We start from the raw sequence: 26,417 nt of genomic DNA, 5'->3' as shown, positions 1-26,417 counted from the left end.
AGAGCCGTTCCCCGTCGCGGCGCGTCCGGGAACGGCTCTGAGCCACTGCCCGTACCCCGAACGCCTGGTCGGCGCCCGCCTCGGGCGCTGGGATCGGCATGTCCGCGGAGCGTTGCTCCCCCAATTCAGAAAGCGTGTCCGTCATGAGCCGTATCGTTCGCTTCCATGAGATCGGTGGTCCCGAGGTTCTCAAGATCGAGGACGTCGCGGTACGCGCCCCCAAAGAGGGCGAGGTCCAGATCAGGACCAAGGCCCTCGGCCTGAACCGGGCGGAGGTCATGTTCCGCACCGGCCAGTACGTGACCGACCCGAAGTTCCCGGAGATCAACGGCTACGAGGCCGCCGGCATCATCGAGAAGGTTGGCCCCGGCGTCGAAGGCCTCGCGATCGGTGACAAGGTCAGCGTCGTGCCCTGCTTCTTCCTCGGCCAGTATGGTCTGCACGGCGAACTTGTGAACGCGCCTGCCTTCGGCGTGGTGAAGCACCCCGACAACCTGTCGTGGGAGGAGGCCGCCGCGACCTGGATGATGTTCGTCACCGCCTACGGCGCGCTGGTGGACATCGCCACGGTGCAGAAGGGTGACGTGGTGCTGATCCGGGCCGCCTCGTCCAGCGTCGGCTTGGCCGCCATCCAGATCGTCAACATGCTCGGCGGCGTCTCTATCGCCCTGACACGCGGTAGCTCGAAGCGCGACACCTTGCTCGCCGCGGGTGCGCAGCATGTCATCGCCACGTCGGAGCAGGACCTCGTCGCGGAGGTGAGGAGGATCACCGACGGCAAGGGCGCGCGCATGGCCTTCGACCCGGTGGGCGGCCCCGAGGTGCCGAAGATCCTCGACGCATTGGTGCACCGGGGCATCTTCTTCCAGTATGGCGCGCTTGACTTCAGTGACGTGCAGATCCCGGTGCTGGCGCTCCTCGGAAATGAGCTGACGATCCGGGGCTACCAGCTCATGGAAATCACCCAGGACCTGCCGCGGCTGGAGAAGGCGAAAGCATTCATTCTGGACGGGCTGGCCTCCGGTGACCTGAAGCCGGTCATCGGCAAGACCTTCAAGCTCGATGAAATCGTGGAGGCTCACCGCTTCATGGAGAGCAACGAACAGGTCGGAAAGATCGTCGTCACGGTCTGACGGGTCGCCGTCAGAGCGTCGGCCCCCTCGGCTCCGCTTCGGCGGGGCCGTCTTGACGTCAAAGCATGTCGGATTTCGAGAACCGCCTGCCCGGGCCGCTACGACTGAGTGGGCTCGCAAGCCGAATGGCCGGGTGAGCAGGGAAGCGGAAATGGGCGGGATGCCCGGAAACGGACCTTCGACCTTACGCCCATCGCGGTCGTTCAAGAAGCCTTCGTCCATTTTCGTGACGTGTTGCCGCTCTCCCCGGCGACGCGGCGTCCTGGCCCGGCCGCTGATGCGGTTGGTCGCCGCCGCAGGTCCGGTGAAGCGTCCGCCCTCAGGTGTTCGAGGCTCTGAGATCGCGCGGCGCGGTTCCGAAGCGCCGACGAAAGGCGGTGCTGAAGCCCGACGCATTGGTGAAGCCGCACCGGAGCATGATGGTCGCGATGCTGTCGCCGGCATGGGCAGGGGCCGACAACTGGCGATGCGCCCGGTCGAGGCGTGCGTCGCGGATCGCCGCCGCGACGCCCTCGCCGTCGGCGAAGGCGGCGTAGAGACGGCTGCGGGAGACGCACAATGCCCGGTACAGGGCGTCGGGACCGAATCCCGGATCGTGTAGGCGGCGTTCGATATGCACCGCAGCCAGTGACCGTAGCGCGTCGGCTGTGACGTCGCCCGTGGGCGCGCCCACCAAACTCCGGAGCAGGTGGAGGGTGCCCTCGACCGCGATGCCGGCCTCGGCCTCCGTCATGCCCGGCACCAAGGCCGCGTAGGACCGCAGATAGGTCGCGAACAGCGCATTGAGGGGGCCGTGGCCGATCAGACGGCCGGCATAGGCTTCCGGCTCGCCGACATGGGCCCTGAAGGCGGCGCGCGTCGCGCTAAGCCGGATCTCCTCGTAATCCTCGTAGGCCCCGATCAGGAACGGGCGTCCGGAGTCGGTGATGCTGATGTCGCCGGGAGCCATCCGCCCGCCGCGGGTCCCTTGTTCGAAGTACTGGGTACCGCGCAGGACCAGGGTGATCGTGACGGTGTCGCGCCCGTCTTGGCGGACATGGCGCGCCGAGCGCTCGACATCGACCCGCGGGCCCTCGGTGTGCAGCAACGTGCTGTGGGCCGTGACGGCGACGAGGCGACTGGCAGCGAACGACTGCCGTTCCTCGGCCCCGGCGGTAGAGACGCCGGACATGGCCAGAGCCGTGTCGCGCCAGAACTCGTACGCTCGTTTCGACTCGACCTCGGCCGTGCTCTGCCTCAGCGTTTTGACGCGGGGGCGCTCGGTCAATCTATACTCCCTGGTTCAGACACTTGCAGATCGAGACTCGCTCGATCTGCAAGGTATGTCTGTTCGTAAATTGGCAAGACTTCAAATCAGTATTTTTCGTATGTGTATGCACCGCGTGCTGGGTCGGGATCCGATGCAGGTCGATGGTCGAATAAGCACCTGTAATGGGATGTGGCAGAGGCAAGGCCAGCTCTGGTGGGACGTCTGTCTCGAAGCAGGCGTACTCCTTACGGCCAGGATAAGTCACAGAGCTGGGTCAAGTTGCCCGCAAGCGGACCTTCTGAACTTCAGAGACGGGTCGAGGCTGCGTGAAAACTCGAATGCCATCAGCGATCGCAGTAGGATTTCCGCTTAAGATCTCTGAGCATTGGCGACACAAGCCGTGCATCCCCACTGGAAAGGCCAGCGGGCGGGTTCCAACGGCTGACGCGGAGAGGATTATTCCACGCCTCCGCAATATCTCTGCGTTTCGACACAGCCTCGGTCGCAAGCAGACATTTTTAAGCCGATCCACCGCTGTCCCGAGTTTGCTTCACTGCGCGAGCAACCCGTCAGCCTTCCCACCCACGCCTTCGGCATAAGGGGTTTGGGTTGGAGGGTGGGGTGATCGGGCTCGGACCCGTCGCCGTTCTGAGCCGTGAAGCCAAATCCGGACCGACCGCGTCATCACTGCCCCCCGCCTCAAACCGATCCCCGATCCGACCCGCGACCGAGCCCTCTCAGGGCGCCCGTGACACCCCCGCGCGCACTGACGCAGCCCCCTCCAATCGCCGCGGGCAGCCAGCCCCGACCCTTGCGCAAGCCTCTACGATGCCGCATATACGATGAAACAAAACGTGAACAAAGAGCGTCGCCGTCGAAAGCTGTGGATGACGCGGCCTTCTCCCACCGGAACGAGCCCCGCATGCGAACCGCCGACAAGCAGATCGCCGACATCCTGGTGCGCTACGGGGAGCCCTTCGGGGGCAACGTCTGGCGCGTGCAGGGTACCGCCGTGATCTACCACAAGACCCTGGAGCGCATCGCCGCGCAGGCCGGGATCGTGTTCGAGCCGCCGACCTTGATCCGGGCCGAGCGCGACGAGGCCGTGCTGCTGGTCACCGGGCGCCTGCCTGGGGTCAAGGCCGGCACCAAGCCGGCCGCCGATCGGGTCGAGTGGTCGATGGGCGAGGCGCTGGTGAACGTGAACTACCGCGTCTCGGGCAAGCAGGCGGCCTACGTCTACGCCATGGCCGAGAAGCGGGGGAAGGACCGCGTCATCCTCAAGCTGATCGAGCTGCACGGCCTGGTCTATTCGGAGGAGGAAGCCGACGAATTCCGCGCCCACCTGCCCCCCGTCCGGGCGGTGGACGAGGATTTCGAGGAGGCCCAGCCCTTCGACGAGGTCACAGAGGCCGAGGGCGACCTCAAGCGGCGGATCGATGCGACCGCGACCATCAACGCCGTCACCGACCTGATGCTCGACGGCGCCACCCAGGCGATCCTGGCGGCGATGCCGCCCGGCACCCGCGACGAGGTCCGCGATTACGCCAAGGCCCGCCTCGTGGCGCTGGGCTGGCCCAAGCGCGCCGGTCGCCGCAGCGCCGCCTGATCCGCACACCATCCCCCCAACCGCAGGAGACCGCCATGCATCGCGCGCCGCGCCACCGGACCCTGAAGGCCCGCCGGGACCATCGCCGGGGCTGGACCATCGAGACCCTGTCGTACAGCCCGACCCGGATCGTCCGCCTGGGCGCGGAGAAAGTCGCGATCCTGTTCCCGCCGGTGGAGCCGGGGGCCGAGTGGCAGCTCTACCCGCATCCCGATACGTTCCCAGGGCTCAACTTCGACGGACTGCCCGAGCCGCTGCGCCCGGAATTTCTGGGGTTCTCGGACCTGCCCGCCGTCGAGCGGTTCTTGGGGATCCGAGACGTGACGCCGACGGCGCTCGCGGCCTGATCAGGCCGGCGGCCAGGGGGCGCCCCGGTGGAGCGCCTCGGCCTCCGGGGTGAAGGTTCTCGGATCTGGCCCGTGCAGCACCAGGGGCGGCAGCAGGCTGGTCGCCGCCCGGCTCCCCCGTGTGGCCGCGATCAGCACCCGGATCGCCGGAGTTTCGGCCCGGGCATGGACCGGACGGATCGCGATCCCACCGTAGCGGCCCCTCAGCGCCTCGAGGCAGACCGGGAGGGCGTCGGCCCGGTGGATCAGCCCGAGCCGGCCGCCCGGCCGCAGGATCGCCGTGCAGGTGCGGATCCATAGGTCCAGGCCGCCCTCCGGAAAGGCATGCGCCGTCGCCTTTCCGGGATGCGGCGACGGTCGGTGGCTGCCTTCGGTGAAGAACGGCGGGTTGGTCAGGACCAGATCGAACCCGTCCGGCAGCAGTCCGGCGGCGCGGCGCTCCGCCGCGGGGGCCAGCACGTCGGCCTCGATCACCGTCGCGTCGATGCCGTTGAGGGCGGCATTGGCCCGGGCCAGCTCGGCCAGCGCCGGATCACGCTCCACCAGGGTCGGGCGGGTTCCGGGATGGAGCGCCGCGCAGGCCAGGCCGACCGCGCCGGTGCCGGCGCCGACATCGCACAGCCGCTCCCCCGGCATCGGCGCCAGCAGCCGGGCGAGCAGGACCGCGTCGGTCCCGGCCCGGTGCGCCCCCCGGGGCGGCTGGTGCAGGCGCAGGATCCCGCCCAGGAACGCGTCCGGCTCGGCCCTCACGGGTCGCGCAACTCATGGGCGAGGCCGGCATCCTTCAGCAACCGGCGGGCCTGGGGCGCCCAATCGTCCGGCACCATCAGGCGCTGGCCGAACGCCCCGATCGAGCCCTCCATCACGCTCATGTGGCTGTCGGCCACCAGGACCGGGATCTCGGCCGCTTCGAGCACCGAGCGGGCGAACCCGATCAGCACCGGATCATTCGCGGAAATCAGGACGTTCATCGCAATTCTTCGCGGGATCGCGCAGCGGCCGGCGCATTCGTCGCGTTCGCTGCGCGTTCCCCGCGCGCCATATCCCGAGTGCGCCGATGTTGCGGCGCCGCGAGGCGCGTGCGAAGGGATCGCCCGCGCCCTGCGGGGGAACCGGACTGGAGGTTGCGGATCTTGGGTATGGCCCTCTCCATCGAGAATCCGAAGCCCGAGACCGAGGCGGGGCTGAACGACATCGTGGCGCTGGTGGCGGACGGCATGGCGCGGGTCAACACCACGATCCTGTCGCGCACCGGCTCCGACGTGGCGATGATCCCGGAGGTGGCCAACCACCTGATCGCCTCCGGCGGCAAGCGCCTGCGCCCGATCCTGACGCTCGCCTGCGCGAAGCTCTGCGGCTACGTCGGCGACGGCGACGTGAAGCTCGCCGCCAGCGTCGAGTTCATGCACACCGCGACCCTGCTGCACGACGACGTGGTCGACGAGAGCGACATGCGCCGCGGCCGCGTCGCTGCCCGGATCAAGTGGGGCAACGAGGCCTCGGTGCTGGTGGGCGACTTCCTGCTCGGCCAGGCCTTCCGGATGATGGTCGAGGTCGGCTCCCTGCGGGCGCTCGACATCCTGTCCGCCGCCGCCACGGTGATCGCCGAGGGCGAGGTGATGCAGCTCACCAACGCCAAGAACCTGGAGACCAACGAGGCCGCCTATCTCGCGGTGATCCGCGGCAAGACGGCGGAGTTGTTCGCCTCCGCCTGCGAGGTCGGGCCAGTGCTCGCCGGACGGCCGGAGGCCGAGCAAGCGGCCGCCCGCGCCTACGGGATGAATCTCGGCATCGCCTTCCAGCTGATCGACGACGTGCTCGATTACGGCGGCACCTCGGCCGAGCTCGGCAAGAACGTCGGCGACGATTTTCGCGAGGGCAAGATCACCCTGCCGATCGTGCTGGCTCACCGCAAGGCCAGCGAGGGCGAGCGCGGCTTCTGGCGCCGGACGCTGCAGCAGGGCGAGATCGGCGCGGACGACCTCGGCACTGCCCTCGACCTGCTCCAGCGCCACGGCGCCCTGGAGGAGACGGTGGCCCGCGCCCACCATTACGGTGCCCAGGCCCGCGCCGCCCTCGATATCTTCCCGGACGGGCCAGTGAAGGCCGCGCTCAACGGCGCGGTGGAGTTCTGCGTCGCCCGGGCGCGCTGAGGCCGCCTTACGGATCGCGGGTCGACAACCACCAATCGCCACCGTTGTACCAGCAGGTCGCATCGGGCGGTTCGCCGAAGCGCAGCGACCGGACCGTGAAGAGCGGCTCCCGCGCGAAAGCCTCCAGCAATGCGCCTCCGTCGTCCTCCGGCAGGCCCTGGAGAGGGATGAAGCTCGCCCTGGAGACGAACCGGGCCAGCCAGGCCGCGTCAGCTCCCGGCCGGCGGATCAGCAGCATGCCTCCCCGGCGGTTGGCGGACTGGAGCGGGAACAGCAATCGGCCCTCCGGCCGCAGGGCGTCGAGCCAAGCCCGGGCCGGGCGCGGCGCCCCGGCATTGACGTAGATCGCGTCGGCCTCGGGCAAGCCACCCGTCGCGCCGGAGCGCGCCTCCACCCTCGCCCAGGGCCAAGGCGCCAAGTTGCGCGCTGCCCGCTCGGCGAGGCAGGGATCGATCTCGAAACCGTGGACATGGCCGTCCGGCCCGACGAGATGGGCGAGGAGCGCGGTATAATATCCGCTGCCGGTCCCAACCTGAAGGACCGTCTCTCCGCGCTGCGGCGCCAGCGCGTCGAGACAGAAAGCGTGGAGGCTCGGCTGCCCGATGTTGATGCCGCGGCCTGCGTCGAGGGCGACCAGCACGTCCTGATACAGGAAGGCAGGATCGTCGTCGGGCGTCGTGACGTAGTGCGGGCCGTCGTCTCGGAACCGCCAGATATTAGCCGCTAGGATCGACCAAGGCCCCGGCCCGGCGAATGGCTCCCGCGCAATCGCCGCGAAGGCCGCTTCGATCCGCGGATCGGACGCCACGTTCTGGTTCGAGACCAGGGACGCGTAGAACCCGCGGAGCTTGGCGCTGCGCGCCGTCGAACCGTCCCGATTCACCATCTCGGCACCCCCTCAGACTACAAACCACCAGCGCCGGGATGCGTCAAGACGCCGCAGGATTGAGCGCTTCCGCCAGAGCCGGCGCCAGCCCGTGCAACTCCTCCAGATGTGCGGCGGTCAACGCCCGCAGCAACGCCTCGGCCCGGGGCGTGAGCGCGAGTTCGCTGCGCCGACGATCTTCCGCGGCGCGTGCCTTGGTCAGCAGGCCGCCCTCGACCATCCGGGCGACCAACTCGGCCGCGCTATGCGGGGCGATCAGGAGCTGTTCGGCGAGCAGGCCGACCGTCGGCGGCGCGCGCCCGACATGCCCGGCGAGCGCCAGGAGCGCCTGATGCTGCTGGGGTGGGATGCCCGCCCGCGCCGCCGCCGCTTCGCTGAAGGCCAGGAAGCGCCGCAGCCGGTACCGAAACTCGGCGAGCGCGGCGTACTGCGCCTGCGACAGCGGCTCGGTCTGAGGCTCCTCGGAGTCCACGCTGATCTCCTCGATGTCGATCCCGAGCGTGTGGCTCTGCATCATGCCGATGCATAGGGGCTCCCCGGCCACATCGTACCCAGCCCCGATCCTGACGTGCTTGAACGTATCGTATCACGATATAATTAGGCACGGAACGAGGGAGGATTGTATGGACGGCGGGCAGGGGTTCGAGCGCGGCAACGACAGGCCGTTGCGGAGGACGCTCGGCGATTTCAGTGCGGACCGGCGGGTGCTGATGCTGGCCGGGCTGGCGGTGATCACCGGCACGGCCGCCTCCGGAACCGCCTGGATCCTGCTCGCGCTGATCGGTCTGGTGACGAATGCCGTTTGGTACGGCCGCTTCGACACCGCCCTGACCTCGCTGGCCGGCGCAACGCCCGGGCCGTGGATGATCGCGATCCCGGTGATCGGCGCGCTGATCGTCGGCGTGATGGCCCGCTACGGTTCCGAAAAGATCCGCGGCCATGGCATCCCGGAGGCCATGGAGGCGATCCTGATCGGCGGCAGCCGAATGTCGCCCAAGGTGGCTCTCCTCAAGCCACTCTCCTCGGCGGTGGCGATCGGCACCGGCGGCCCGTTCGGCGCCGAGGGGCCGATCATCGTCACGGGCGGCGCGGTGGGCTCGCTGTTCGCGCAGTTCTTCCATCTCAGCGCGGGCGAGCGAAAGACCCTGCTGGTGGCCGGCGCCGCCGCCGGCATGACGGCGATCTTCGGGACGCCCGTGGCGGCCGTGTTGCTCGCCGTCGAGGTGCTGTTGTTCGAGTGGCGCCCGCGCAGCCTCGTGCCGGTGACGGTCGGGGCGGTGACGGCGGCCTGCTGGCGTCCCGCGCTGTTCGAGGCCGGGCCGCTCTTCCCCTTCACCGACAACCCGGCTCTGCCGTGGTGGGGACTGCCCGCTTGCGCCGTGCTCGGCATCGCCTGCGGGCTGATCTCGGGCGTGCTGACCCGGGCGCTTTACGCGTTGGAGGACGGGTTCGGCCGGCTGCCGATCCACTGGATGTGGTGGCCGGCTTTAGGCGCCCTCGTGGTCGGCCTCGGCGGTCTCGTGGAGCCCCGGGCGCTCGGCGTCGGCTACGACGTGATCCGCGACCTGCTCGCCGGGCACATGCTGGCCAGCACCGTGCTGACGATCCTCGTGGTGAAGGCGGCGATTTGGCTCGCGGCCCTGTCCTCGGGCACCTCCGGGGGCGTGCTCGCGCCTTTGCTGATCCTGGGCGGCGCGATCGGCTGGTTGATCGGTCTTGTCCTCCCGGGCGCGCACGGCTTCTGGGCGCTGCTCGGCATGGCGGCGATGCTCGGCGGAACCCTGCCGGCGCCGCTCACCGGGGTGGTGTTCGCCGTCGAGGTGACCGGCGACATCGGCGCCCTGGCGCCGCTGCTCGCCGCCACCATGGCGGCCTACGCGGTGACGGTGCTGCTGCTCAGGCGCTCGATCCTCACCGAGAAGATCGCTCGGCGCGGGCAGCACGTGACCCGGGAATACGGCATCGATCCCTACGACCTCGCCCGGGTCGAGGCGGTGATGACCCGCGAGGTCGCAGCCCTGGACGCGGACCTGCCGCTCGCCGAGGCACTCGCGGCGATCACCACCGGCGATCACCACACCTATCCGGTGGTCGATCGCGCCCGCCGGCCGGTGGGGCTGGTCACGCGCGACGACGCCCTCCGCTGGACGGTGGCGATGGGGGAGGGCGCCGGGGCCGACGGTACCCTCGCCGAACGCGTCTCGGATGCCGATCTCGCGGTCGTGCATCCGGGTGACGTGGTTTCGCACGCCCTCGACGTGATGCTCTCGGCCGGGCAGGGCCGCCTGCCGGTCACCGATCCGGAGTGCGGCGCGCTGGTCGGGCTCCTGACCCGCAAGGACCTGCTGCAGGTGCGCGCGACGACGGTCCGCGCGGAAGCCGAGCGCCGGGCGTATTTCCGCCGCGACCGAGCGCGTGCCGGTGCGATCGGCGGCTGACGGACGCTGTCCGTCCGTTCAGCGCAGGAAGGTCGGCGCCACCCACCAGCCCGGATGGGCGGCCCGCAGGGCGGCCGCGGCCCGGACGACGGCGCGCCGGTCGGTGAACAGCGCGAACACCGTGGCCCCCGAGCCCGACATCCGCGCCAGGCGGCAGCCGGCCTGGCCCCGCAGGGCCGCCAGGGTCTCGCCGATCACCGGGGCGACCGTGAGCGCCGGAGCCTCCAGGTCGTTCCGGGCCGGGGAGAGCGCCGCCACGAGGGCGTCGGCGCCGAGTCCCTCGTCGATGTCGGGATGCGGGGCGCCGTCGAGCTTCTGCCCGACCGCGAGGCCCAAGGCCTTGAACACCGGAGCGGTCGGCACCGGCACCCCGGGATTTATCAGAACCGCCGGCAACGGCGCGAGCCCGAGCACCGGGCCGATCTCCTCCCCGGCGCCGCGCATCATCCGTGCCCGCGGGTCGAGGCAGACGGGCACGTCGGCCCCGGTCTCGCGGGCGGCGGCGACCATGGCCGGGTGATCGAGCGGCAGGTCGTTGAGGCACGCGAGCAACCGCAAGGCCGCGGCGGCGTCCGACGAGCCGCCGCCGATCCCGGCGGCGACCGGCAGGCGTTTGACGAGGTGAAAGCCCCCCAGCCGCAGGGATGGCATCCGCGCCGCTAGCCCGCGGGCGGCGCGCAGGACCAGGTTGTCCGCGGTCGGGCCGGCCGGCCCGGCGGTCGGGCCGCTGACGGCGAGGCCGAGTGGGGCGCCGGGATCGAGGGTCAGGCGGTCGGCGGTGCCCGCGAAGGCGACCAAGCTCTCCAGCTCATGGTAGCCGTCACCGGCGCGCCGCCCGAGGACGTGCAGCGTCAGGTTGACTTTGGCGGGAGCGCGGTCGGCGAGCAGGGGCACGGGATCTCGAACAGGTCGATCGTGGACGGGCCTGACGCTCTACAGGCTCAAGCCTGCGAACAACAGATCACCCCCAATCCCCATGCGCCCGGTACGGCAGGCTGTCGCCGACGCGGATCGCGGTCAGATCCTCGTCGAGCTCCACCAGCCCGTCGCTGGCCGAGAGGCCGGACAGGGCGCCTCCCGGTACCGGCATCGCCTCCGGCGTCCCGTCGGCGCCGGCCCGGAGACGGACCCGCAGGTACTCGCGCCGGCCCGGGCGCTTTTCCTGAGCGAAGCCGCTGCGCACCGTCGGTGCCGGCATCTCTTGGCGCGTGCCCGACAGGTGCAGCACCAGGGGACGGAGGATGGCCAGGGCGGTCACGTAGGCGGCGGCCGGGTTGCCCGGCAAACCCGCGAACGGTGTGCCCGCCACGGTGCCTAGGGCCACCGGCCGGCCAGGCTTGATCGCCAGCCTCCAGAAGGTCAGCCCACCGGATGCCTCGACGGCGGCGCGGACGTGGTCCTCCTCGCCCACCGAGACGCCCCCCGAGGTAAGGATCAAGTCGTGATCGGCAGCCGCGGCTTCGAGGCGTTGCCGCAGGGGGCTGGGCGCGTCGCGCAGGATGCCGAGGTCGACGGGTTCGGCGCCGAACCTGCGCAGCAGGGCGGCCAGCATCGGACGGTTGGCGTCGTGGATGCCGGCGGGCGGCAGGGGCTGGCCGGACGGGGTCAGTTCGTCGCCAGTGGAGAACAAGGCCACTCTGAGGGGCACACGCAGGCGCAACTCGGGCAGCCCGAGGGCTGCGGCGAGCGCGAGGTGGCGTGGCCCAAGCCTCGTGCCGGCTGGGATCGCGCGGCTGCCGCGGCGCACATCCTCGCCGGACCGGCGGCGATTGGCCCCCGGGGCGAGGCCGGCCGGCAGGATCACGGCCTCACCGTCGATCCGCACATCCTCCTGCATCGCCACCGTGTCGGTGCCCGGCGGCATCGGTGCCCCGGTGAAGATCCGCACCGCGAAGCCCGGCCCGGGATCGGCCGGCGCGTAACCGGCCGGGACGCGGCCGCTGAGCGGCAGGCGCGTCTCACTCGTCGGGGCGAGATCGCCGGCCCGGACCGCGTAACCGTCGACGGCCGAATTATCGAACGGCGGCAGCGCGATCGGGGCGATCAGATCCTCCGCCAGCACGCGACCGTCGGCCCGGTCGACCGCGACCGATTCGATCCCCGACAGAACCGGCAGCCGCGCGCGCAGCAGCGCCACCGCCTCGGCGACCCGCATCGGCGCGGGCGCCACATCGAAGCAGTCGCGGCTCAGGCGTCCCATCGGGACGCGATGACGGTCTTGGACAAGGAGGGGGTCGGCACGGGTGCCTCGCGGGGCTGTGGCCTGCCGGCTTGCGGCATCGGGGCTGAGCGATCAAGCCCGGACCGTGGCGGCTCGGCATGGGATCCTCTACGCTCGTCACCATCATGCCGAGCACCGAAGCGATTCCCTGCCATCGACACCTGTTCGAGGTACCGGCGGAGGTCGCATACCTCGATGCCGCAGCCTGGTCGCCGCTGCCCCGCGCCGTCCGCGCGGCCGGCGAGGCCGGTATCCTGGTGAAAAGCCAACCCTGGACCTTTCCCCGGACGGCGATCCCGGCGCTCGCCGAGCGGACCCGCGCGGCCGCCGCGCGCCTGATCGGCGCGGGCGCCGACGATGTCGCGATCGTGGGCTCGGTGAGTCAAGCCATGGCGATCGCGGCGCGCAACCTCGTCCCCGTGCCGGGCGGACGTCTGCTGCGGGTGGAAGACGAGTTCCCGTCCCTGCGCTACGCCTTCGACCGGCTGGCGGCCGCCCACGATCTCGCGGTGGAGGAGGTTGCCCGGCCGCCGGACGGCGATTGGACCGCCGCCCTGCTGGAGGCCATCCGGCGGCCGGGCGCGCCGCCTATCGCCATCGCGACCCTGACGCCCCTGCACTGGACCGATGGCGGCCTGATCGACCTCGACCGGCTCGCGCAGGCGGTGCATGAGACGGGCGCTGCCCTGGTGATCGACGCGACGCAGGCCGTTGGCGCGATGCCGGTGGACGTGGGCCGCTGGCGACCCGATTTCCTCGCCTTCCCCACCTACAAATGGGCACTCGGACCCTACGGGGTCGCGTTCCTGTACACCGCGGCCCATCGGCAGGACGGGGCGCCGATTGAGGAGCATGCCGGGAATCGCTCATCGGCGGTTGGAGCCCGGCGCTACGACCGGGGCGAATTGAACGATCCCGTTTCCTTGTCCATGGCGGCGACCGGCCTGGAACTGGTCGCCGAATGGGGCGTCCCTGCAGTCGCGGCCCGGTTGTGCGAGCTTACCGAAGGCCTAGCCGCAGGCGTCGCGGAACTCGGGCTCGTCCTCGCACCGCGCCCTCTGCGGGCAGGCCACATCCTCGGGGCACGCGCACCCGGCGGCTTGCCCGAAAACCTGGTGGATCGCCTGCGGGCGGCAAACGTCTTCGTGAGCGAGCGGTCGGGATCACTGCGTCTGAGCCCGCATGTCTGGGCCGATCAGGACGATGTCGCGCGCTGTCTCGCCGCACTCGCGCGCGTGCTCGGCCCCAGCGCCGGAAACCGAACGGAAGCGCGCGGGTGATAGTTTCCGTGTGTCCGTCGGGCGAATGCGGATGCCGCGCCGGGCGCCACGCCTAGATCATCGGGTCGAAGCGCGGCCGTCGTCCCAGGAAGGATGCCGCCCACACGATCATGCCGAGACCCATGCCGCGATCCGGTGAAACAATTCCCATGCCGGCCCGTGGCCGCGGCCTGCGCCTCGCAGCGATGATGCGTGCCGGCTTGTCCGGACGCTTCGCCGTAATCCTGTCCGGCGAGCTGATCCAGAGCCTGTTCCACTTCGCGCTGAACATCCTGCTGGTGCGCGAACTCGGGGCGCACGATTACGGGCTGTTCGCGATCGTGTTCACGGTCGGCGCGGTCGGCATCACCTATATCCGCGCCCTGGTCGCGGTGCCCGCGACGCTCCACCTCGCCCGGAGCCTCGGCCGGCCGGCGGCGCTCGGCTACGACGTGATGTTCGGCTCCGGCGCGGCCCTGGTCTCCGTGCTGATGGCCCTCGCCACCAGCGTGGCGCTCGTGCCGGTGATCGGCCTCGGCGCGCTCGCGGCCGGGGCGTTCGTGGGCCTTTACGGCTTCCGCAGCTATCTCCGGATCGTGCTGCTGGCCCGCGGACGGCCGCGGATCGCGGGCCTGAGCGATCTCGTCTACGCGGCCTGCGGTGCCGTGTTCGTCTGGCGCGGGTTGAGCGGCGAGGGCACGGCTCTGCTCGACCGGGCCTTCCTGGCGATCGCCCTGGCACACGCCATCGCCATCGTGGTGGCCTACGGGGCGCTGCGCCAGCGATTGCGGGTCTCGCTCCATGCCCGGGCGCGGGCGCGCTACCGGGCGATCTGGCGGACCCTGGCCTGGTCGCTCGCCGGCGTCACCAGCCTCACCGTGCAGGGCCAGGGCCTGACGCTCCTGTTCGCCCTGCTGGCCGGGCCGGCCGCCTACGCGCCGATCGCCGCGACTTTGGTGCTGTACGCGCCGCTGCGCATCCCCACGAGCGCGCTGATGAACATGGTCCTGCCGGAGATCAGCGGCCTGCTGGCCGCCGGGCAGGTCCCGGCTGCCCGGCGGCTCGTGATGCGCCACGTTCTGCTGATCGGCTGCGCCTGTCTCGTCTACGGATTGGTGATGGCCGCGACCCTGCCGCTGATCGAGCAGGTGCTGTTCAAAGGGCGCTTCGCGGGCGAGGCCATGGGCTGGATCGGGCTCGGCGTCTGGGCGGTCGTGACCGTGTCGCTGCTCTACGCGATCCCGCGCGCCTATCTCGAAGCCTCCGCCGCCTTCCGGACGATCACGGCCGGGGCGGTGGCGAGCGCCGCCCTGGGCTTCGCCCTGATGGTGCCGCTTCTTCTGATGCTGCCGCCGGCCACCGCGCTGCTCGGGCTTCTGGCTTCGGAGATCGCGACGCTCGTTTGGTCGGTGACGGCGTTTCGGCGTTCGGCGGGAACCCCGCGCATCGCTGGGACTGCGGCTCCGGAATTGTCCTAGGACGGCTGCTCAGCGCCTTCGTCGAAAGGCCACCCCCAGAAACGGCTCATCCTTTCAGGCCGCGGCCTCGGCGACCGGCGCCTGCGTCATCTTGGGCTTGCCGAAGCGCTGCTTCAGGGCATGCCCGGTACGATCGACCAGATGAGCCGCCGCGCCCTGTGGGGTGCGCCCGCCCATCATCGAAGCGAGGGTCAGGCTCTCGGTGCCGAAGCGGCCCTTGAACCCTTCGTCCCCACACAGGAAATCCACCGTGTGCAGCCCGCGGTCGATCGACCACATGATGTAGTCCATCATCAGCACCATCCCGGGCGAGCCGCGCTCGAAGGCCGGATCGTAGGTGGTGACGAAGGCCATCATCGTGCCGGCCTGGACGAAGTTGATCGAGACGGCGACGAGGGCGCCGCCGCATTCGAGCACGAAGGCGTGCAGCAAACCGGTCTCGGCCAGAACCTGGACCATCGCGGGCAACGCCTGCGAGCCCTCGTCGTAGAACGCTGTCGACGGCAGGTTGTGGGTCGCGAGCCAGGCCCGCTTGAACTGGGTGAGCTTGTCCAGCACCGGCCCGAGCGGCTCCTCGGGGCCGAGCAGCCGGAAGGTCAGCGGGCCGTGCTCGCCCATGGATTTCTGGCCGCGGCGATAGTTCTGGCGGGTCTTCTTCGATTGCGCGTCGAACCAGGCCCGCCCGGTCGGCCAGGGGCCGCGCACCCGCCAGTTCGCCTCGTCGCGGTGGTTGAGCCGCAGCCGGACGCCGCCTGCGGCCGGGGCGAGCAGGGCCCGCGCGGCGGCGTCGGGCAGGAGCCGGTTGAGATAGGCGAGATCGAAGCCGCCGGCCCGGCTGGCCTGCTGCCACATCCGGCGCACGAGCTCGGCATTCCAGCGGTCGGACAGCACGGCGTCGCCGAAGTCGGAGCAATCCTTGGCGGCCCATTCGAGCACGCGGAAACCCTTGCGGCGTACGGTGGCCAGCGGCAGCACGCCGACCAGCAGGTCGCCGCGCCAGGCGAGCACGATCGCCAGCGCCCGGCGCTCGCGGTCGGGGACGCTGGCCCACCAGGCCGAGACCCAGGCATGGCTCTGGAACACCAGGGCGCCGCTGCGGGCCCACAGCTCGGTCCAGGCCGGTCCGACAGCTTCCAGCCGCTCGGCGGTGCGGACGATCTCGAAGCGTTCAGGAGACATGGTCAGGCGCCCGAGCGAGGCTAGGCGGGGATCCCGCGCAGGCGGCGCACCCGCCGGGCGATCCGCCGGCCCATCTTCTTGAGAGGCAGCACGTAGAGCCCCGAGAGGGATTGATAATCGGCGACGTCCCGGTCGACGAGGCCGAACGTGAAGTCCTCGTTCGGATTCGGCACGTGCAGGGTGCCGAACAGGCTGTCCCAGAACGAGAACAGCAGCCCGAAATTCTTGTCGTAGTGCTGCGGCGCCGTCGAGTGGTGGAGCTGATGCCAGTGCGGGCAGAGGATGATCGCGTTGAGCCGACCGAACGAGATCTTGAAATGGGTGTGGCGCACGAAGTCCATCATCAGGATGTTGCGCATGATGTAGACGTTGATTCCGAACACCGTCAGCTCCACCGGGTTCAGGGCGATCAGGCTCCAGGTCCCGAAGCAGATCCCGGGGATCACCCCGTCCCAAGCGCGATTCATCAGCTCGTCGAGGGGGTGGACCCGGTCCTTGGTGATGCCGACCATCACCTCGGCGGAGTGGTGGACCTTGTGGAGCTCCCACAGGAACGGGTAGCGGTGCTGGGCCGTGTGGTAGAGGTAGTAGGACAGGTCGTAGGCCAGCAGCATGGTGAGGGTGAACAGCACCACGGTCACCGGCCCGGGCTCTCCGAAGACCGGCTGGTCGATTCCGAGAATCGCGCCCAGCACCCGGTTGGTCGCGTAGCCCACCGCCACCACGAAGGTGACCCCGGCCGGGATCAGCAGGAACGGCATGACCGCCTTGCGGGTAATGTAGAACAGCAGGTCGGCCCGGGCGGAGGGGTGGGTCATCACCTCGTGCGGCAGCGCGAACTCGAAGAACTCGGCGAACGAGTAGCGCTCGGCGGTGCGCAGGTAGGCGATCAGGGCGCAGCCGAACGCGGTCGCGAACAACAGTCCGGCCGCGATCAGGTTCGCGGCCGAGACCTTGTCGATGATCTGCGTGATGAACTGGACGACATCCATGACGTGGCGTTCCCTTCGCCGGTCCGGCCCGCATGCCGGCAGGAGACCGCCGGACTATCCCTCAGACGCCCGACGCACGCAGCGAGCGAGACGTCCCGTTTCGAGCTGCGGCTTCGATAGACCTGCCGAACCATCAGCGTCTTGCACGGCGAACACTATCGTCGATCGGTACTTACCGAATTTGACAGCACAGGTCATTGTCCACCGAAGATCGGCCGCGGAGGGATTCCGGTATCGGGGCCGCCGATCGGCAAAGACCTGACGCGCGCCGGTCACGCCGTCGGGCGCGCGGTCCGTTCCGCCGGCACCGCCGCGTCGGTGTTGCGAGGCCCACGTAGGGTCGCCCGCACCATGGCGTCGATTCCTTCGGCCGCCGAGGCCTCCGAGAACAGGGTCTCGTAACGCGCCCGGGCCGCCGCGCCGAAGCCGCTCCAGCTGGCTGGATCCGTGGCGATGCGCGCGAGCAATGCGGCGATCGGCTCCGGTCCGCCGGGGGGCACGATCCAGCCGGTCTTGCCGTCGGCCACCACCTCGGGGAGGCCGCCGATATCCGTGACCAGCGGCGGCACGCCGTAGGACATCGCCTCGATCGCGACCCGGCCGAGCGATTCCGGACGCTGCGACGGCATCGTCACCACGTCGGCCCACCGATAGAGTTCGGACGGGTCGTCCACGAATGGCTGGAGCGTGACCTGCTTCGCCAGGCCGGTCTCGGCGATGCGCGCAGCCAGCGCTTCTTCGCGCGCGGCGTCCTCGAAGGCGCTGCCGACGATCTTGAGCTCGATCCGGCTGCGAACCGCCTCGGGCAGGGAGGCCAACGCCTCAACCAGCACGTCCTGGCCCTTGATTCGGCTGATTCGGCCGAGCATCAGCACCCGCAGGGGGCGCGTACCGTCGTAAGCCCGCCCGTTCGGCTCGGCCGGTCCGGCGATGCCGTTATAGACCACGCGCGCCGTGGCCTGCGCGGGCAGGGCGTAGGCTCGCTCGGTGGCGCGCGAGTTGAACACCACGTTGGCGCCGCTCCAGCGGATCAGCCCGCGCAGGACCTTCAGCACGGCGCCTTCCGGGATCTCGTGGACGTGTACGATGCTGCGCCCCGGCAGCAGACGCGCAGCCAGCAGGTAATCCGCCACCACGGTGGTGTTGATGTAGACGAGGTCGCTGTCCCGGAGGCGTCGCAGCGCCCGGGCCACCGCGAAGGGCAGCGCCATCATCCCCAGCGTGGCGAGCCGGGCGAGGTTCTTGCGCCGCAGGATCCACAGGGGCTCGATCACGATGGCGCTGGCATAGGGCTCCAGCGCGGCGACGATCGGGCCGCGCCGAGGCAGGACCACGTCGATCCGCGCTGTCGGATGGGCGGCCCGGATGGTGCGCACCGTCTCGATGAAGCAGCGATCCGACCCGTAGAGCTCGAAGCCCTGGTGCACGCAGGTGATGCGATTGACGAGCCCGCTTCCGGGCGCACGCGCGAAGGCGAACGTGCCCCTCGCCCCGGCGGCTCCCGGTTCGGCGGTGAATGCATCACGCTGCAGGGTCTGCGCGGTCTCCGGCCCAAAAGCGAACGGATGCGATGCCCCACGGGCGCCGACTGAGCTAGAAGGTGTCGCGAGTATCGAGCTATCTACCATAAGATGAATACTTATCAGTCTACAACAACCGTGAGTTGTATCGCCTGTTTAGGCGACCGTTATTCCTGTCTCCGTACAATATGAGCCGCTAACAAGAAAGGAAGAGCCGTGCCCGTCGACGCGCCCACACTACTTATTCTTGGGACACGCGGGATTCCGGCCGCCCATGGCGGCTTCGAGACTTTCGCCGAACGACTCGCGCTGTATCTCGCCGGTCGCGGCTGGCGGGTCGGCGTGTATTGTCAGCAGGAGGTCGAGCGGGTGCGGACCCGGGTCTCGACCCGATCTTGGAACGGCATCGACCTGATCACCGTGGAGGTCGCGCTCCGCGGTCCGGCCGCGACCCTCGCCTTCGACGCAGTCTGCGCGCACGACGCGGCGGCGCGGGGCGGCGTCTGCCTGGTGCTCGGCTACAACGGCGCGGCGTTCCTGCCCTACCTCCGGGCGCGCGGCGCCAAGATCCTGACCAACATGGACGGGATTGAGTGGCGCCGGCCGAAATGGCCGCTGCCGGTGCGGGCGTTCTTCTACCTGAGCGAGTGGATCGCGGCGTGGTCGTCGCAGCGGCTGGTCGCCGACCATCCGGCCATCGCCGACCACCTCGCCCGGCGTCGCCCGCGCAGCGCCATCGCGACGATTCCCTACGGGGGCGATCCGCCGCCGGCGGATCTGGGGCCGCCGCCCCTCGGGCTCACGCCGGGCCGTTACCTGGTCTCGATCGCCCGCATCGAGCCCGACAACAACATTCTGACCCTCGTCGAGGCGTTCTCACGCAAGCCGCGGGGCATGCGGCTCGTGGTGCTCGGAACGTTGAAGGCCGGCAACGCCTATCACCGCGCGGTCGAGGACGCCGCCGGGCTGGAGGTGCTGATGCCGGGGGCGATCTACGAGCCGGACCTCGTCCAGAGCCTGCGCGTCCACGCGCGCGCCTATCTCCACGGCCACACGGTCGGCGGCACCAATCCGTCGCTGGTGGAGGCTTTGTGGGCCGGCAACGCCGTGATCGCCCACGACAACCCGTTCAACCGCGGCACGGCCGGCGACGGCCAGTTCTACTTCACCGACGGCGACAGCTGCGCTGCCGCGATCGAGTGTGTGATCGCCGACGACGACGCGGTGATTGCCGCTGGTGAGGCGGCGCGCGCGCAGGCCGAGCGTTTTCGCTGGGACGATATTTTGGCCGCCTACGAAGACGAACTGCGTGTGGTCGGCGGCTACCCACGGCTGCCGCGCCCGCGATCCGGCGTGGAAGCGAGCCCCGTCCGGGCGACGGCCGGGATCGACGGGTGAGGGCGAACCGGCGGGAGATCCTGGCCGGCGGGCTCGCTGTCGCGGGTGCCGGCGCGCTCCCGGCCGCGTCCGGCCCCGAGCCGCTTCCGCTGCGCCGTGGCATCGCCCTGTGGCCGTGGTTCTCGCTCACCACCGAGTTGCCGGCCCCGCGCACCGATTATGCGTGGCCGCCGTTCCAGGCCGACCGCCCCGTGCCGACCCGGGACGACCTGCGTCGCCTGGCCGGACTCGGCTTCGACTTCACACGGCTGCCCCTGGATCCCGGACCGTTCGTGGCCTTCACGGGCGCCCGCCGGGCCGAGCTTCTCGGAACCCTCTCGGCCGCGATCGACGCCGTGCTGGCGACCGGGATGCGCGTCCTCGTCAACGTCCAGGCAAACGCCGCCACACACCACTACACGCCGGACGCCTTCTACGGCTCCGATCAGGCGCCGCTCTATCCGGCCTATCGAGACCTGATCGCCGAGCTGGCCCGGCTCTGCACCCGGAAGGGCAGCGGCCGGGTGGCGCTGGAGCCGGTCAACGAGCCGCCGCAGGCCTGCGGGGCCGGCGCCTGGAACCGGGTCCAGGCAGGGCTCCTCACCGCCGCCCGGGCGGCTGCGCCGGACCTGACCCTGGTGGCGACCGGCGCCTGCGGCAGCCTCGTCTCCGGGCTGACCAGCCTCGACCCGGCGACCCTCACCCGGTTCGCGCCGCTGCTCTACACCTTCCACTTCTACGAGCCGTACCTGTTCTCCCACCAAGGCGCGACCTGGCTCACCGAGGAGCCGTTCTACCGCTGGCTGAACGCCGTTCCCTGGCCGGGCAATCCGGCCCGTATGCCGGAGACCCTCGGGGCGATCCGCGCCCGCATGATGGCCGACACCAAAATCCCGCGGGTCGAGAAGGCCCGGGACCTCACGGTGATCGAGGCGAAGCTGCGCGATTATTTCGCGGCCGAGCCGGGTCCGGCCTATCTGATGAAGGAATTGGCCCCGGTCTCGGCCTGGGCCGACCTCTACGGGATCCCGCCCCGGAACGTGCTGATGGGCGAGTTCGGGGCATTGCGCACCGATGCCCGCTACACCGCCTCCCGGGCCGCCGACCGCGCGGCCTATCTCGGCGACGTGCGGCGCGCGGCGGAACATGCGGGTTTCGGCTGGTCGTTCTGGAACCTGTTCGACGGGCTCGGCCTGATGGACGACGCTCACGTCATCGACCCGGCGCTGGTGGCTGCGCTCGGGCTTGGAGCGCGGCCCTGAACGGCCCTCAGCCCCGCTTCTGTGGATCACCGGGCGGAAACAGAACGATCAGCATCAGCGCGAACTTCGCGAGCATCGTAGTCTTCCCGGCCAACCCCTCGAAGGTGTTGACCAGGATGACGAAGGTGAGGATCGGCAGCAAGACGCCGCGCCGGCAGTTTCGGGCGATCTCGCCGAGATAGAGCCCCACCGCCACGACCAGCAGCGTCGTCACCAGGATGCCGTGGTAGAGCACGTCGGAGATGATCGAGTTCTCGATGCCCCATTCCAGGCCGTAGATCCGCCGCAGGGTGCTCACCTGCAGGAGGTCGGGGGCGAGCAGCAATTGCCGGAACGGAATCGCGTCGAAGATCGCCAGCATGTCGACCCGGGCCTGGGCGCTGCCGCCGTCGGAGACGAACCGGCTGAGCAGCGTATCGAAGAAGCCCACCGCCGCGAGCACCGCGACCATCACCGGCAGTGCCGTCAGCACGAAGCAGGCGCAGGCCGCCCCGATCAGCGGGATCCGGTTGCTCCGCAGGGTCCGGTTGAGGGCGACCAGCCCGACCATCCCGCCGAGCGCCAGAGTCGTCACCGTGGCCGAGCGGCCGCCGAACGTGACGAGCGCCACGAGCTGCACGGCGATCATGCCGGCCCGGAGCGCTGGGCTCAGCCGGCTGCCGCCGTTCGCCAGCGCCAGGATGTAGCAGGCGGTCAGCGTCGCGTTGACCAGCGGGTGGCCCTGGAGCGCGGCCGAGCGCGTGTCGGTCTCGAACGCCATGCCGTCGAAGCGGAACGGGAAGAAGCGCTGGCCGCTGGCGAACTCGAACAGGCCGAGCAGGGCGTTGGCCAGCATCATCAGGTGGAAGACGGTCTCGACCCGCCGCAGGGTCGCGGCGTCGCGCTCCATGAGCAGGATCGGGATCAGCCCGGCCAGCACGAAGGTGTCGATCGAGCCGGCCAGCCCCGTGCCGCCGCGGGCCGCGATCAGCACGAGGAGCAGCACGCCGCAGGTGGCGAGCAGCACGCAGGCCGGCCGGCGGTTGAGCGCCTGCGCCACCGGGATCACCGGGTTGCCGGCGCGCAGCATTGTCCAGCCGACCAGCACGACCGCCATGTAAGTCGCCGGATGGATCTTCGAGGGCGCTGAGCCGCTGATCCCGTCGTAGTTGAGGCCGAGCGCCCAGAGCAGGCCGCCCGACACGCCGACTAGCACCACGGTCAGCACCACGAAGGCCAGCGACTCCATCCGGGCCAGGCCGGCGCCGGGCCGCGTCCGCGCCGCCTGCCGGTGCGCGAAACCCGCCGGACGCGCCGTGCTCACGCGCTGCGCCGGTCGAGCAGCAGGGAACCCGAGACCGGCCGGCCCAGGGCCTCGGAGGTGTCGACGAGGTCGATCAGGTCGCGCTGGCGGGTGGCGCCGTTGCAGACGACGAGCAGCAGCCGGTCGGCCGCCGCGGCGATCGGGCCGAGCCGCAGGTTTTCCGACAGGACACCGCCATCGACGATCACCAACTCGAACCGGCCCTTCACGCCCGCCAGGAAGCGCTCGATATGGGCCGGCACGAGCGCGTCGCGGATCGGCTTCTGGGTGTCGCCGAGCCCGATCCTCCGGGCGCCCGTCTTCGGATCGACCTGCGTCACCGCGTTGAGGCTCTGCTCGCCGCGCAGGACGTCGAGGAGGCCGGCCGTGCCGGCGCCGTCGGCGCGCAGGTCCGCATCGATCAGCAGCACCCGGTCGCCGCGTGCCACCGCCACCGAGGCGAGCAACGCGATCACCGCCCGGCGCTCGGACGCCTCGGCCTCGCCGGAGGTGACCAGCAGCGCCAGCGATCGGCTGCGGGTGCCCGCGTCGCTGGCGAGGTGGTCCAGGGTGAAGCGCGCGGCCGCGGTGCTGGCCCCGCCCGGCTGCAGCCCCGGGATCACCGCGACCACGGGGGCGTTCGAGAGCCGCTCCAGCTGGCGCGGCGACAGCACTGTCGGTTCCAGGTATTCCCGGGTCAGCGCGAGGCCGGCGCCCAGCCCGAGGCCGCCCGCCAGGGCGGCGGCGACCAGGATCAGCCGCGGCGGCCAGCTTGCATCCTGCGGCGGCCGGGCCGAGGTGATGATGCGGGCGTTCGAGCTGTCGATGGCCGACTGCTCCTTGATCTCGCGAGTGCGGACCAGGAACGTGTTGTAGACGGTGCGGGCCGCCTCGACCTCCCGCTCCAGCTCGCGCAACTGGACGGAGGATTGCGCAGTCACTGCCGATTGCCGCTGCAGCTTCTCCAGATCGGCGGCGATCGACTTCTCGTTGGCCAGGGCGCGCTGGTACTCGGTCTCGGCCGCGCCGGCGATGCGGTTCAATTCGGCGTCGATCAGCCGCCGGACGTCCTGCATCTGCGTGCGCACGGCGGCGATGTAGGGATGGCGCTCGCCGAGATTGGTACGCAGATCCGCCTCCTTGGCGGCAAGCTCGGCATACTGGCCGCGAAGCCGGTCGACCGCTGACGACTGGACCGCCTCCGGCATCGCCCCGGAGCCAATCGCCTGGCCGCGCGCATCCTTGACGCCCTGCAGGCGCGCTTTCGCTTCGGCGGTGCGGCCGCGGGCGGCCACGAGCCTGGCGTTCGAATCCGTGAGCTGCTGCTCGTTCACGAGCCGGCCGCTCGACGCGATCAGGCCGTTGCGCGCCTTGTAATCCTCGAGCTTCTTGTCGGCGGCGTTGACCGCGTTGCGCAACTCGTCGAGGCGTCCGCGCAGGTCGCCCGAGGCGCGCTTGGCGGCGTCGGAGCGAGCCTCGGTCTGGTCGGCGAGATAGGCGTTGGCGATGGCGTTGACGATCCTGGCCGACAGGTCCGGATCCACCGTGGTGACCACCACGTCGATCACGAACACCTTGTCGGCGCGCTTGACCGCGAGCTTGCGCCGCAGCTGGTCGAGGGCCCGGCCGCGTGGATCCACCGGCCGTTCGGGCTTGGGGCCGAGCACCATCTCCCGCAGCGACGCGACGGTGCGGGAGATCAGGCCGTCTTGGGCGACTCCGAATCCCGGCTCGCTGTCCAGGTGCGCCTGGGTCACGGCCCGGCCCAGCACCGCGTCCGATTCGATCACCTTCACCTGACTCTCGACCTGGGCGATGCCGCCATCCGGCGAGAGGGCGCCGGGATTGACGTCGTTCAGCACCACCTGCCGGTCGCGCGGGTCGATCAGGATCTGCGCGGTCGCGGTGTAGAGGGATGGGGTGATCAGGGCATAGGCCAGGACCAGCAGGCCGAGCACCAGGGCGGTACCCAGCACGGTGCGCTTGCGCCGCCACAGGATGCGCCACAGGTCGCCGAACTCGGCGGTGGTCTCGGGCCTGGTCGGGCCCGGCCGCTCGGGTTGTGCCGTATGGACCGGCGCGAGCCAGGTCGCCACGGCAATGTTACGGTCGATCTGTGCCACGATCGGTCACCATCGTCTCGAACTCGGTCGATCCCTCGCGGGCTCCATCTCCCACTGCAAGAGCCGCGCAGACTGCTGACAATCCCTCAAGACTGCCGAGGGTCGTCGGCGCAAGCACCGATTACTCGGCGTCTGGTAAACGCACTCCGACAAACCCGGCTGCCTATAGGGTTATCGTTCCCGTTACGGTTTGGGAATTAGATCGGATCTGCGGCCGTTATCCGGCGGATCGTCGCGCTGGGTGAGGGGCCTCATCATGCATGTGAGAGTTCGTCTGGACGGCGCCGAACCGCGCCGCTGGCAGATTGCCCTGTTGCAGCGAATCGCCGACATCCCCGGCATCCGCGCCGTAAGCATCGACGCCGCACAGGTTCCGGACGGATGGCCCGATACCGTCGAGCTGCTGTTCCGGCTGGAGGCGCTGATCCACGGCCTGCCGCGCCTCGGCTCGGAACGCCTGCCGCCGATCGCCCTCGACCCATGGCGGCGCCCCGACGCGAAGCCGGATCTGGTGCTCGACCTGTGCGGCGATCTCCCGGCCGGCCCGGCACTCTGGCAACTCGCCTATGACGGGCGGCGCGGTGACGACGCTCTTCTGGCGAGCCTGCTGGCCGGGGTGGTCCCCCGGCTGACGCTCATCGAGGCGGGAAACATCGTGGCCGAGGGCCGGCTCGGCACCGATCGGCCCGGCATCCTGCTGGCAAGCGTCGACGACGCGCTCGCCCGGACGGTGACGCTGGTCGCGGCCACCATGAGACGCCGCGCCGTGGGAATCCGGGGATCGCTCTCGGCCGCGCCCGTGCCGCCTTCCGAGCCCGAGCGGAGTCTGTCGGGCGCCGAACTCGGCACCCGAGCCGCCCGGATGCTGGCCGGGGCCGTGGTGCACCGCCTGTACCATCTCTGCTACCGCGCCCCGCATTGGCGCTGCGGCTGGCGCCGCCTCGACGGGCCGGACCTGATCGACCTCGGGCGCCATCCCGAGACCGGCTGGAACGCCCTGCCGGATGACGGCCATCGCTTCTACGCCGACCCGTTCCCGCTTACTCATGCCGGCGGCACGCACGTTTTCGTCGAGGAATTTCCGCACGCCACGGGTAAGGCGATCATCTCGGCCGTCCGGTTCGGCCCGGACGGTCCCGAGGGTCCGCCGGTTCCGGTGCTGGAGGAGCCTTATCACCTGTCCTACCCGTTCGTGTTCGCGCGCGACGGCGAGGCCTGGATGGTGCCGGAGAGCTCCGCGTCGGGCACCGTCGATCTCTACCGCGCGACCCGCTACCCCGGGGGCTGGGTGAAGGAGGCGACGCTGCTCTCGGGCGTGGTCGCCAGCGATGCGACGCTGATCGAGCATGCCGGCCGCTGGTGGATCTTCGCGACCGTGCGCGACGCCGTCCCAAACGCGCCCGCAGGTTCGGGCTCCTACCACGACGCGCTCTGCCTCTGGTCCGCCCCGGATTTCCGCGGGCCCTACACGCCGCATCCGGCCAATCCGGTGCTGATCGATCCCGCGACCGCGCGGCCCGCCGGGCGCATCGTCGAACGCGGCGGCCGCCTGATCCGCCCGGTCCAGGATTGTGCACAGGGCTACGGCCGCGCTCTGGGGCTGGCCCGAATTGACCGCCTCGACCCGGAGGGCTTCGCCCAGACCCTGATCGGCCGCATCGAGGCCGGCCCGGCCTGGTCTGGCAGCCGACTTCACACCTTGAACACGGGCGGCGGCATCGAGTGCATCGACGGCTCGGCCCGGGCAGCCCGGATCCGGATCCCGGGCCGCGCCTGACCGCTTCAACGGGCACCCGCGCCCCAAACCGCCGACCGGCGGCGCTTTCAGCCGCCAAGACGGTATCCGGTCGGCGGATCCGTATCCCTATCGTGGATAACGCAACTTATACGTGCTTTAATTCGGAGTGAT

22 protein-coding genes are annotated in these 26,417 nt (G+C 70.3%); 10 read left to right on the top strand and 12 right to left on the bottom strand.

Features of this window, described 5'->3' with window-relative positions; translation table 11 throughout:
• The first annotated feature begins 143 nt into the window (after positions 1-143).
• The gene (locus MKL11_RS13255; protein WP_243944704.1) at positions 144-1,133 is read left to right on the top strand and encodes a zinc-dependent alcohol dehydrogenase family protein; all 990 of its coding nucleotides are present in this window, start codon (positions 144-146) and stop codon (positions 1,131-1,133) included.
• 319 nt (positions 1,134-1,452) lie between these two features.
• Here the strand turns inward: MKL11_RS13255 and MKL11_RS13250 are convergent, their stop codons facing one another.
• Entirely contained in the window at positions 1,453-2,400 is a 948-nt protein-coding gene (locus MKL11_RS13250) for a helix-turn-helix domain-containing protein (protein ID WP_243944152.1), read from the bottom strand.
• 904 nt (positions 2,401-3,304) lie between these two features.
• On the opposite strand from MKL11_RS13250, the gene MKL11_RS13245 reads away from it, so the two are divergent.
• Positions 3,305-3,991: a trna delta -isopentenylpyrophosphate transferase gene (locus tag MKL11_RS13245; protein ID WP_243944150.1), complete on the top strand. Its 687-nt coding sequence runs from the start codon at positions 3,305-3,307 to the stop codon at positions 3,989-3,991.
• 35 nt (positions 3,992-4,026) lie between these two features.
• A complete protein-coding gene (locus MKL11_RS13240) occupies positions 4,027-4,338 on the top strand; it encodes a hypothetical protein (protein ID WP_243944148.1) in 312 nt (103 codons plus the stop codon).
• Here MKL11_RS13240 and MKL11_RS13235 read toward each other — a convergent pair whose 3' ends face one another.
• Together MKL11_RS13235 and MKL11_RS13230 are read right to left on the bottom strand one after the other, a co-directional pair.
• Positions 4,339-5,088 (bottom strand): tRNA1(Val) (adenine(37)-N6)-methyltransferase, encoded by a 750-nt coding sequence (locus MKL11_RS13235; RefSeq protein WP_243944146.1) that lies wholly within the window; start codon positions 5,086-5,088, stop codon positions 4,339-4,341.
• Complete coding sequence (locus MKL11_RS13230; RefSeq protein ID WP_243944144.1) at positions 5,085-5,309, bottom strand: DUF2007 domain-containing protein; 225 nt, start codon at positions 5,307-5,309, stop codon at positions 5,085-5,087. Before MKL11_RS13230 ends, MKL11_RS13235 begins: the two co-directional genes overlap by 4 nt.
• A 168-nt stretch (positions 5,310-5,477) precedes the next feature.
• Between MKL11_RS13230 and MKL11_RS13225 the strand changes: the two genes are divergently transcribed.
• Positions 5,478-6,491, top strand: coding sequence for a polyprenyl synthetase family protein (locus tag MKL11_RS13225; RefSeq protein ID WP_243944142.1), 1,014 nt, complete (start codon positions 5,478-5,480; stop codon positions 6,489-6,491).
• A gap of 7 nt (positions 6,492-6,498) precedes the next feature.
• Here MKL11_RS13225 and MKL11_RS13220 read toward each other — a convergent pair whose 3' ends face one another.
• Together MKL11_RS13220 and MKL11_RS13215 are read right to left on the bottom strand one after the other, a co-directional pair.
• Positions 6,499-7,377, bottom strand: a complete 879-nt coding sequence (locus MKL11_RS13220; protein WP_243944139.1) for a protein-L-isoaspartate O-methyltransferase family protein — start codon at positions 7,375-7,377, stop codon at positions 6,499-6,501.
• A gap of 43 nt (positions 7,378-7,420) precedes the next feature.
• On the bottom strand, positions 7,421-7,894 hold the full coding sequence (locus MKL11_RS13215) for a MarR family winged helix-turn-helix transcriptional regulator (protein WP_243944137.1): 474 nt from the start codon (positions 7,892-7,894) through the stop codon (positions 7,421-7,423).
• Positions 7,895-8,000: 106 nt separating this feature from the next.
• On the opposite strand from MKL11_RS13215, the gene MKL11_RS13210 reads away from it, so the two are divergent.
• A complete protein-coding gene (locus MKL11_RS13210; protein WP_243944135.1) occupies positions 8,001-9,815 on the top strand; it encodes a chloride channel protein in 1,815 nt (604 codons plus the stop codon).
• 18 nt (positions 9,816-9,833) lie between these two features.
• Here MKL11_RS13210 and MKL11_RS13205 read toward each other — a convergent pair whose 3' ends face one another.
• Positions 9,834-10,709: a 4-(cytidine 5'-diphospho)-2-C-methyl-D-erythritol kinase gene (locus tag MKL11_RS13205; RefSeq protein ID WP_243944133.1), complete on the bottom strand. Its 876-nt coding sequence runs from the start codon at positions 10,707-10,709 to the stop codon at positions 9,834-9,836.
• A 67-nt stretch (positions 10,710-10,776) separates the two neighbouring features.
• On the bottom strand, positions 10,777-12,015 hold the full coding sequence (gene glp, locus MKL11_RS13200; RefSeq protein ID WP_243944131.1) for a gephyrin-like molybdotransferase Glp: 1,239 nt from the start codon (positions 12,013-12,015) through the stop codon (positions 10,777-10,779).
• A 119-nt stretch (positions 12,016-12,134) separates the two neighbouring features.
• Between glp and MKL11_RS13195 the strand changes: the two genes are divergently transcribed.
• Together MKL11_RS13195 and MKL11_RS13190 are read left to right on the top strand one after the other, a co-directional pair.
• Complete coding sequence (locus MKL11_RS13195) at positions 12,135-13,316, top strand: aminotransferase class V-fold PLP-dependent enzyme (protein WP_243944129.1); 1,182 nt, start codon at positions 12,135-12,137, stop codon at positions 13,314-13,316.
• Positions 13,317-13,465: 149 nt separating this feature from the next.
• Positions 13,466-14,773, top strand: coding sequence for a hypothetical protein (locus tag MKL11_RS13190; RefSeq protein ID WP_243944127.1), 1,308 nt, complete (start codon positions 13,466-13,468; stop codon positions 14,771-14,773).
• Between the two features lie 54 nt (positions 14,774-14,827).
• Here the strand turns inward: MKL11_RS13190 and MKL11_RS13185 are convergent, their stop codons facing one another.
• The 3 genes from MKL11_RS13185 to MKL11_RS13175 form a co-directional block, all read right to left on the bottom strand.
• Entirely contained in the window at positions 14,828-15,952 is a 1,125-nt protein-coding gene (locus tag MKL11_RS13185) for a GNAT family N-acetyltransferase (RefSeq protein ID WP_243944125.1), read from the bottom strand.
• A gap of 20 nt (positions 15,953-15,972) precedes the next feature.
• Positions 15,973-16,944 (bottom strand): sterol desaturase family protein, encoded by a 972-nt coding sequence (locus MKL11_RS13180; RefSeq protein WP_243944122.1) that lies wholly within the window; start codon positions 16,942-16,944, stop codon positions 15,973-15,975.
• A 272-nt stretch (positions 16,945-17,216) separates the two neighbouring features.
• The gene (locus tag MKL11_RS13175) at positions 17,217-18,572 is read right to left on the bottom strand and encodes a glycosyltransferase family 4 protein (protein ID WP_409565855.1); all 1,356 of its coding nucleotides are present in this window, start codon (positions 18,570-18,572) and stop codon (positions 17,217-17,219) included.
• 108 nt (positions 18,573-18,680) lie between these two features.
• On the opposite strand from MKL11_RS13175, the gene MKL11_RS13170 reads away from it, so the two are divergent.
• Together MKL11_RS13170 and MKL11_RS13165 are read left to right on the top strand one after the other, a co-directional pair.
• The gene (locus tag MKL11_RS13170; RefSeq protein WP_243944120.1) at positions 18,681-19,862 is read left to right on the top strand and encodes a DUF1972 domain-containing protein; all 1,182 of its coding nucleotides are present in this window, start codon (positions 18,681-18,683) and stop codon (positions 19,860-19,862) included.
• Positions 19,859-21,103, top strand: coding sequence for a glycoside hydrolase family 5 protein (locus MKL11_RS13165; RefSeq protein WP_243944118.1), 1,245 nt, complete (start codon positions 19,859-19,861; stop codon positions 21,101-21,103). Before MKL11_RS13170 ends, MKL11_RS13165 begins: the two co-directional genes overlap by 4 nt.
• 7 nt (positions 21,104-21,110) lie before the next feature.
• Here the strand turns inward: MKL11_RS13165 and MKL11_RS13160 are convergent, their stop codons facing one another.
• On the bottom strand, positions 21,111-22,406 hold the full coding sequence (locus MKL11_RS13160; RefSeq protein ID WP_243944116.1) for a VpsF family polysaccharide biosynthesis protein: 1,296 nt from the start codon (positions 22,404-22,406) through the stop codon (positions 21,111-21,113).
• Complete coding sequence (locus MKL11_RS13155; RefSeq protein ID WP_243944114.1) at positions 22,403-24,508, bottom strand: GumC family protein; 2,106 nt, start codon at positions 24,506-24,508, stop codon at positions 22,403-22,405. The genes MKL11_RS13160 and MKL11_RS13155 overlap by 4 nt, the downstream gene beginning before the upstream one ends.
• Positions 24,509-24,764: 256 nt before the next feature.
• On the opposite strand from MKL11_RS13155, the gene MKL11_RS13150 reads away from it, so the two are divergent.
• Complete coding sequence (locus MKL11_RS13150; RefSeq protein WP_243944112.1) at positions 24,765-26,285, top strand: formyl transferase; 1,521 nt, start codon at positions 24,765-24,767, stop codon at positions 26,283-26,285.
• Positions 26,286-26,417: the final 132 nt, after the last annotated feature.

The sequence above is a fragment of the Methylobacterium sp. J-077 genome (assembly GCF_022829365.1).
Classification (GTDB): Bacteria; Pseudomonadota; Alphaproteobacteria; order Rhizobiales; family Beijerinckiaceae; genus Methylobacterium.
The sequence above is the reverse complement of the archived record's forward strand: the minus strand, read 5'-3'. Positions and strand labels throughout refer to the sequence as shown.

What these genes read in the sequence shown, in the direction of transcription:
- MKL11_RS13210 (WP_243944135.1), top strand. Translation starts at nt 8,001, where the DNA reads ATGGACGGCGGGCAGGGGTTCGAGCGCGGCAACGACAGGCCGTTGCGG.
- MKL11_RS13175 (WP_409565855.1), bottom strand. Translation starts at nt 18,572, where the DNA reads ATGGTAGATAGCTCGATACTCGCGACACCTTCTAGCTCAGTCGGCGCC.
- MKL11_RS13220 (WP_243944139.1), bottom strand. Translation starts at nt 7,377, where the DNA reads ATGGTGAATCGGGACGGTTCGACGGCGCGCAGCGCCAAGCTCCGCGGG.
- MKL11_RS13255 (WP_243944704.1), top strand. Translation starts at nt 144, where the DNA reads ATGAGCCGTATCGTTCGCTTCCATGAGATCGGTGGTCCCGAGGTTCTC.
- MKL11_RS13245 (WP_243944150.1), top strand. Translation starts at nt 3,305, where the DNA reads ATGCGAACCGCCGACAAGCAGATCGCCGACATCCTGGTGCGCTACGGG.
- MKL11_RS13150 (WP_243944112.1), top strand. Translation starts at nt 24,765, where the DNA reads ATGCATGTGAGAGTTCGTCTGGACGGCGCCGAACCGCGCCGCTGGCAG.
- MKL11_RS13230 (WP_243944144.1), bottom strand. Translation starts at nt 5,309, where the DNA reads ATGAACGTCCTGATTTCCGCGAATGATCCGGTGCTGATCGGGTTCGCC.
- MKL11_RS13225 (WP_243944142.1), top strand. Translation starts at nt 5,478, where the DNA reads ATGGCCCTCTCCATCGAGAATCCGAAGCCCGAGACCGAGGCGGGGCTG.
- MKL11_RS13190 (WP_243944127.1), top strand. Translation starts at nt 13,466, where the DNA reads ATGCCGGCCCGTGGCCGCGGCCTGCGCCTCGCAGCGATGATGCGTGCC.
- MKL11_RS13185 (WP_243944125.1), bottom strand. Translation starts at nt 15,952, where the DNA reads ATGTCTCCTGAACGCTTCGAGATCGTCCGCACCGCCGAGCGGCTGGAA.
- MKL11_RS13195 (WP_243944129.1), top strand. Translation starts at nt 12,135, where the DNA reads ATGGGATCCTCTACGCTCGTCACCATCATGCCGAGCACCGAAGCGATT.
- glp (WP_243944131.1), bottom strand. Translation starts at nt 12,015, where the DNA reads ATGGGACGCCTGAGCCGCGACTGCTTCGATGTGGCGCCCGCGCCGATG.
- MKL11_RS13180 (WP_243944122.1), bottom strand. Translation starts at nt 16,944, where the DNA reads ATGGATGTCGTCCAGTTCATCACGCAGATCATCGACAAGGTCTCGGCC.
- MKL11_RS13215 (WP_243944137.1), bottom strand. Translation starts at nt 7,894, where the DNA reads ATGATGCAGAGCCACACGCTCGGGATCGACATCGAGGAGATCAGCGTG.
- MKL11_RS13240 (WP_243944148.1), top strand. Translation starts at nt 4,027, where the DNA reads ATGCATCGCGCGCCGCGCCACCGGACCCTGAAGGCCCGCCGGGACCAT.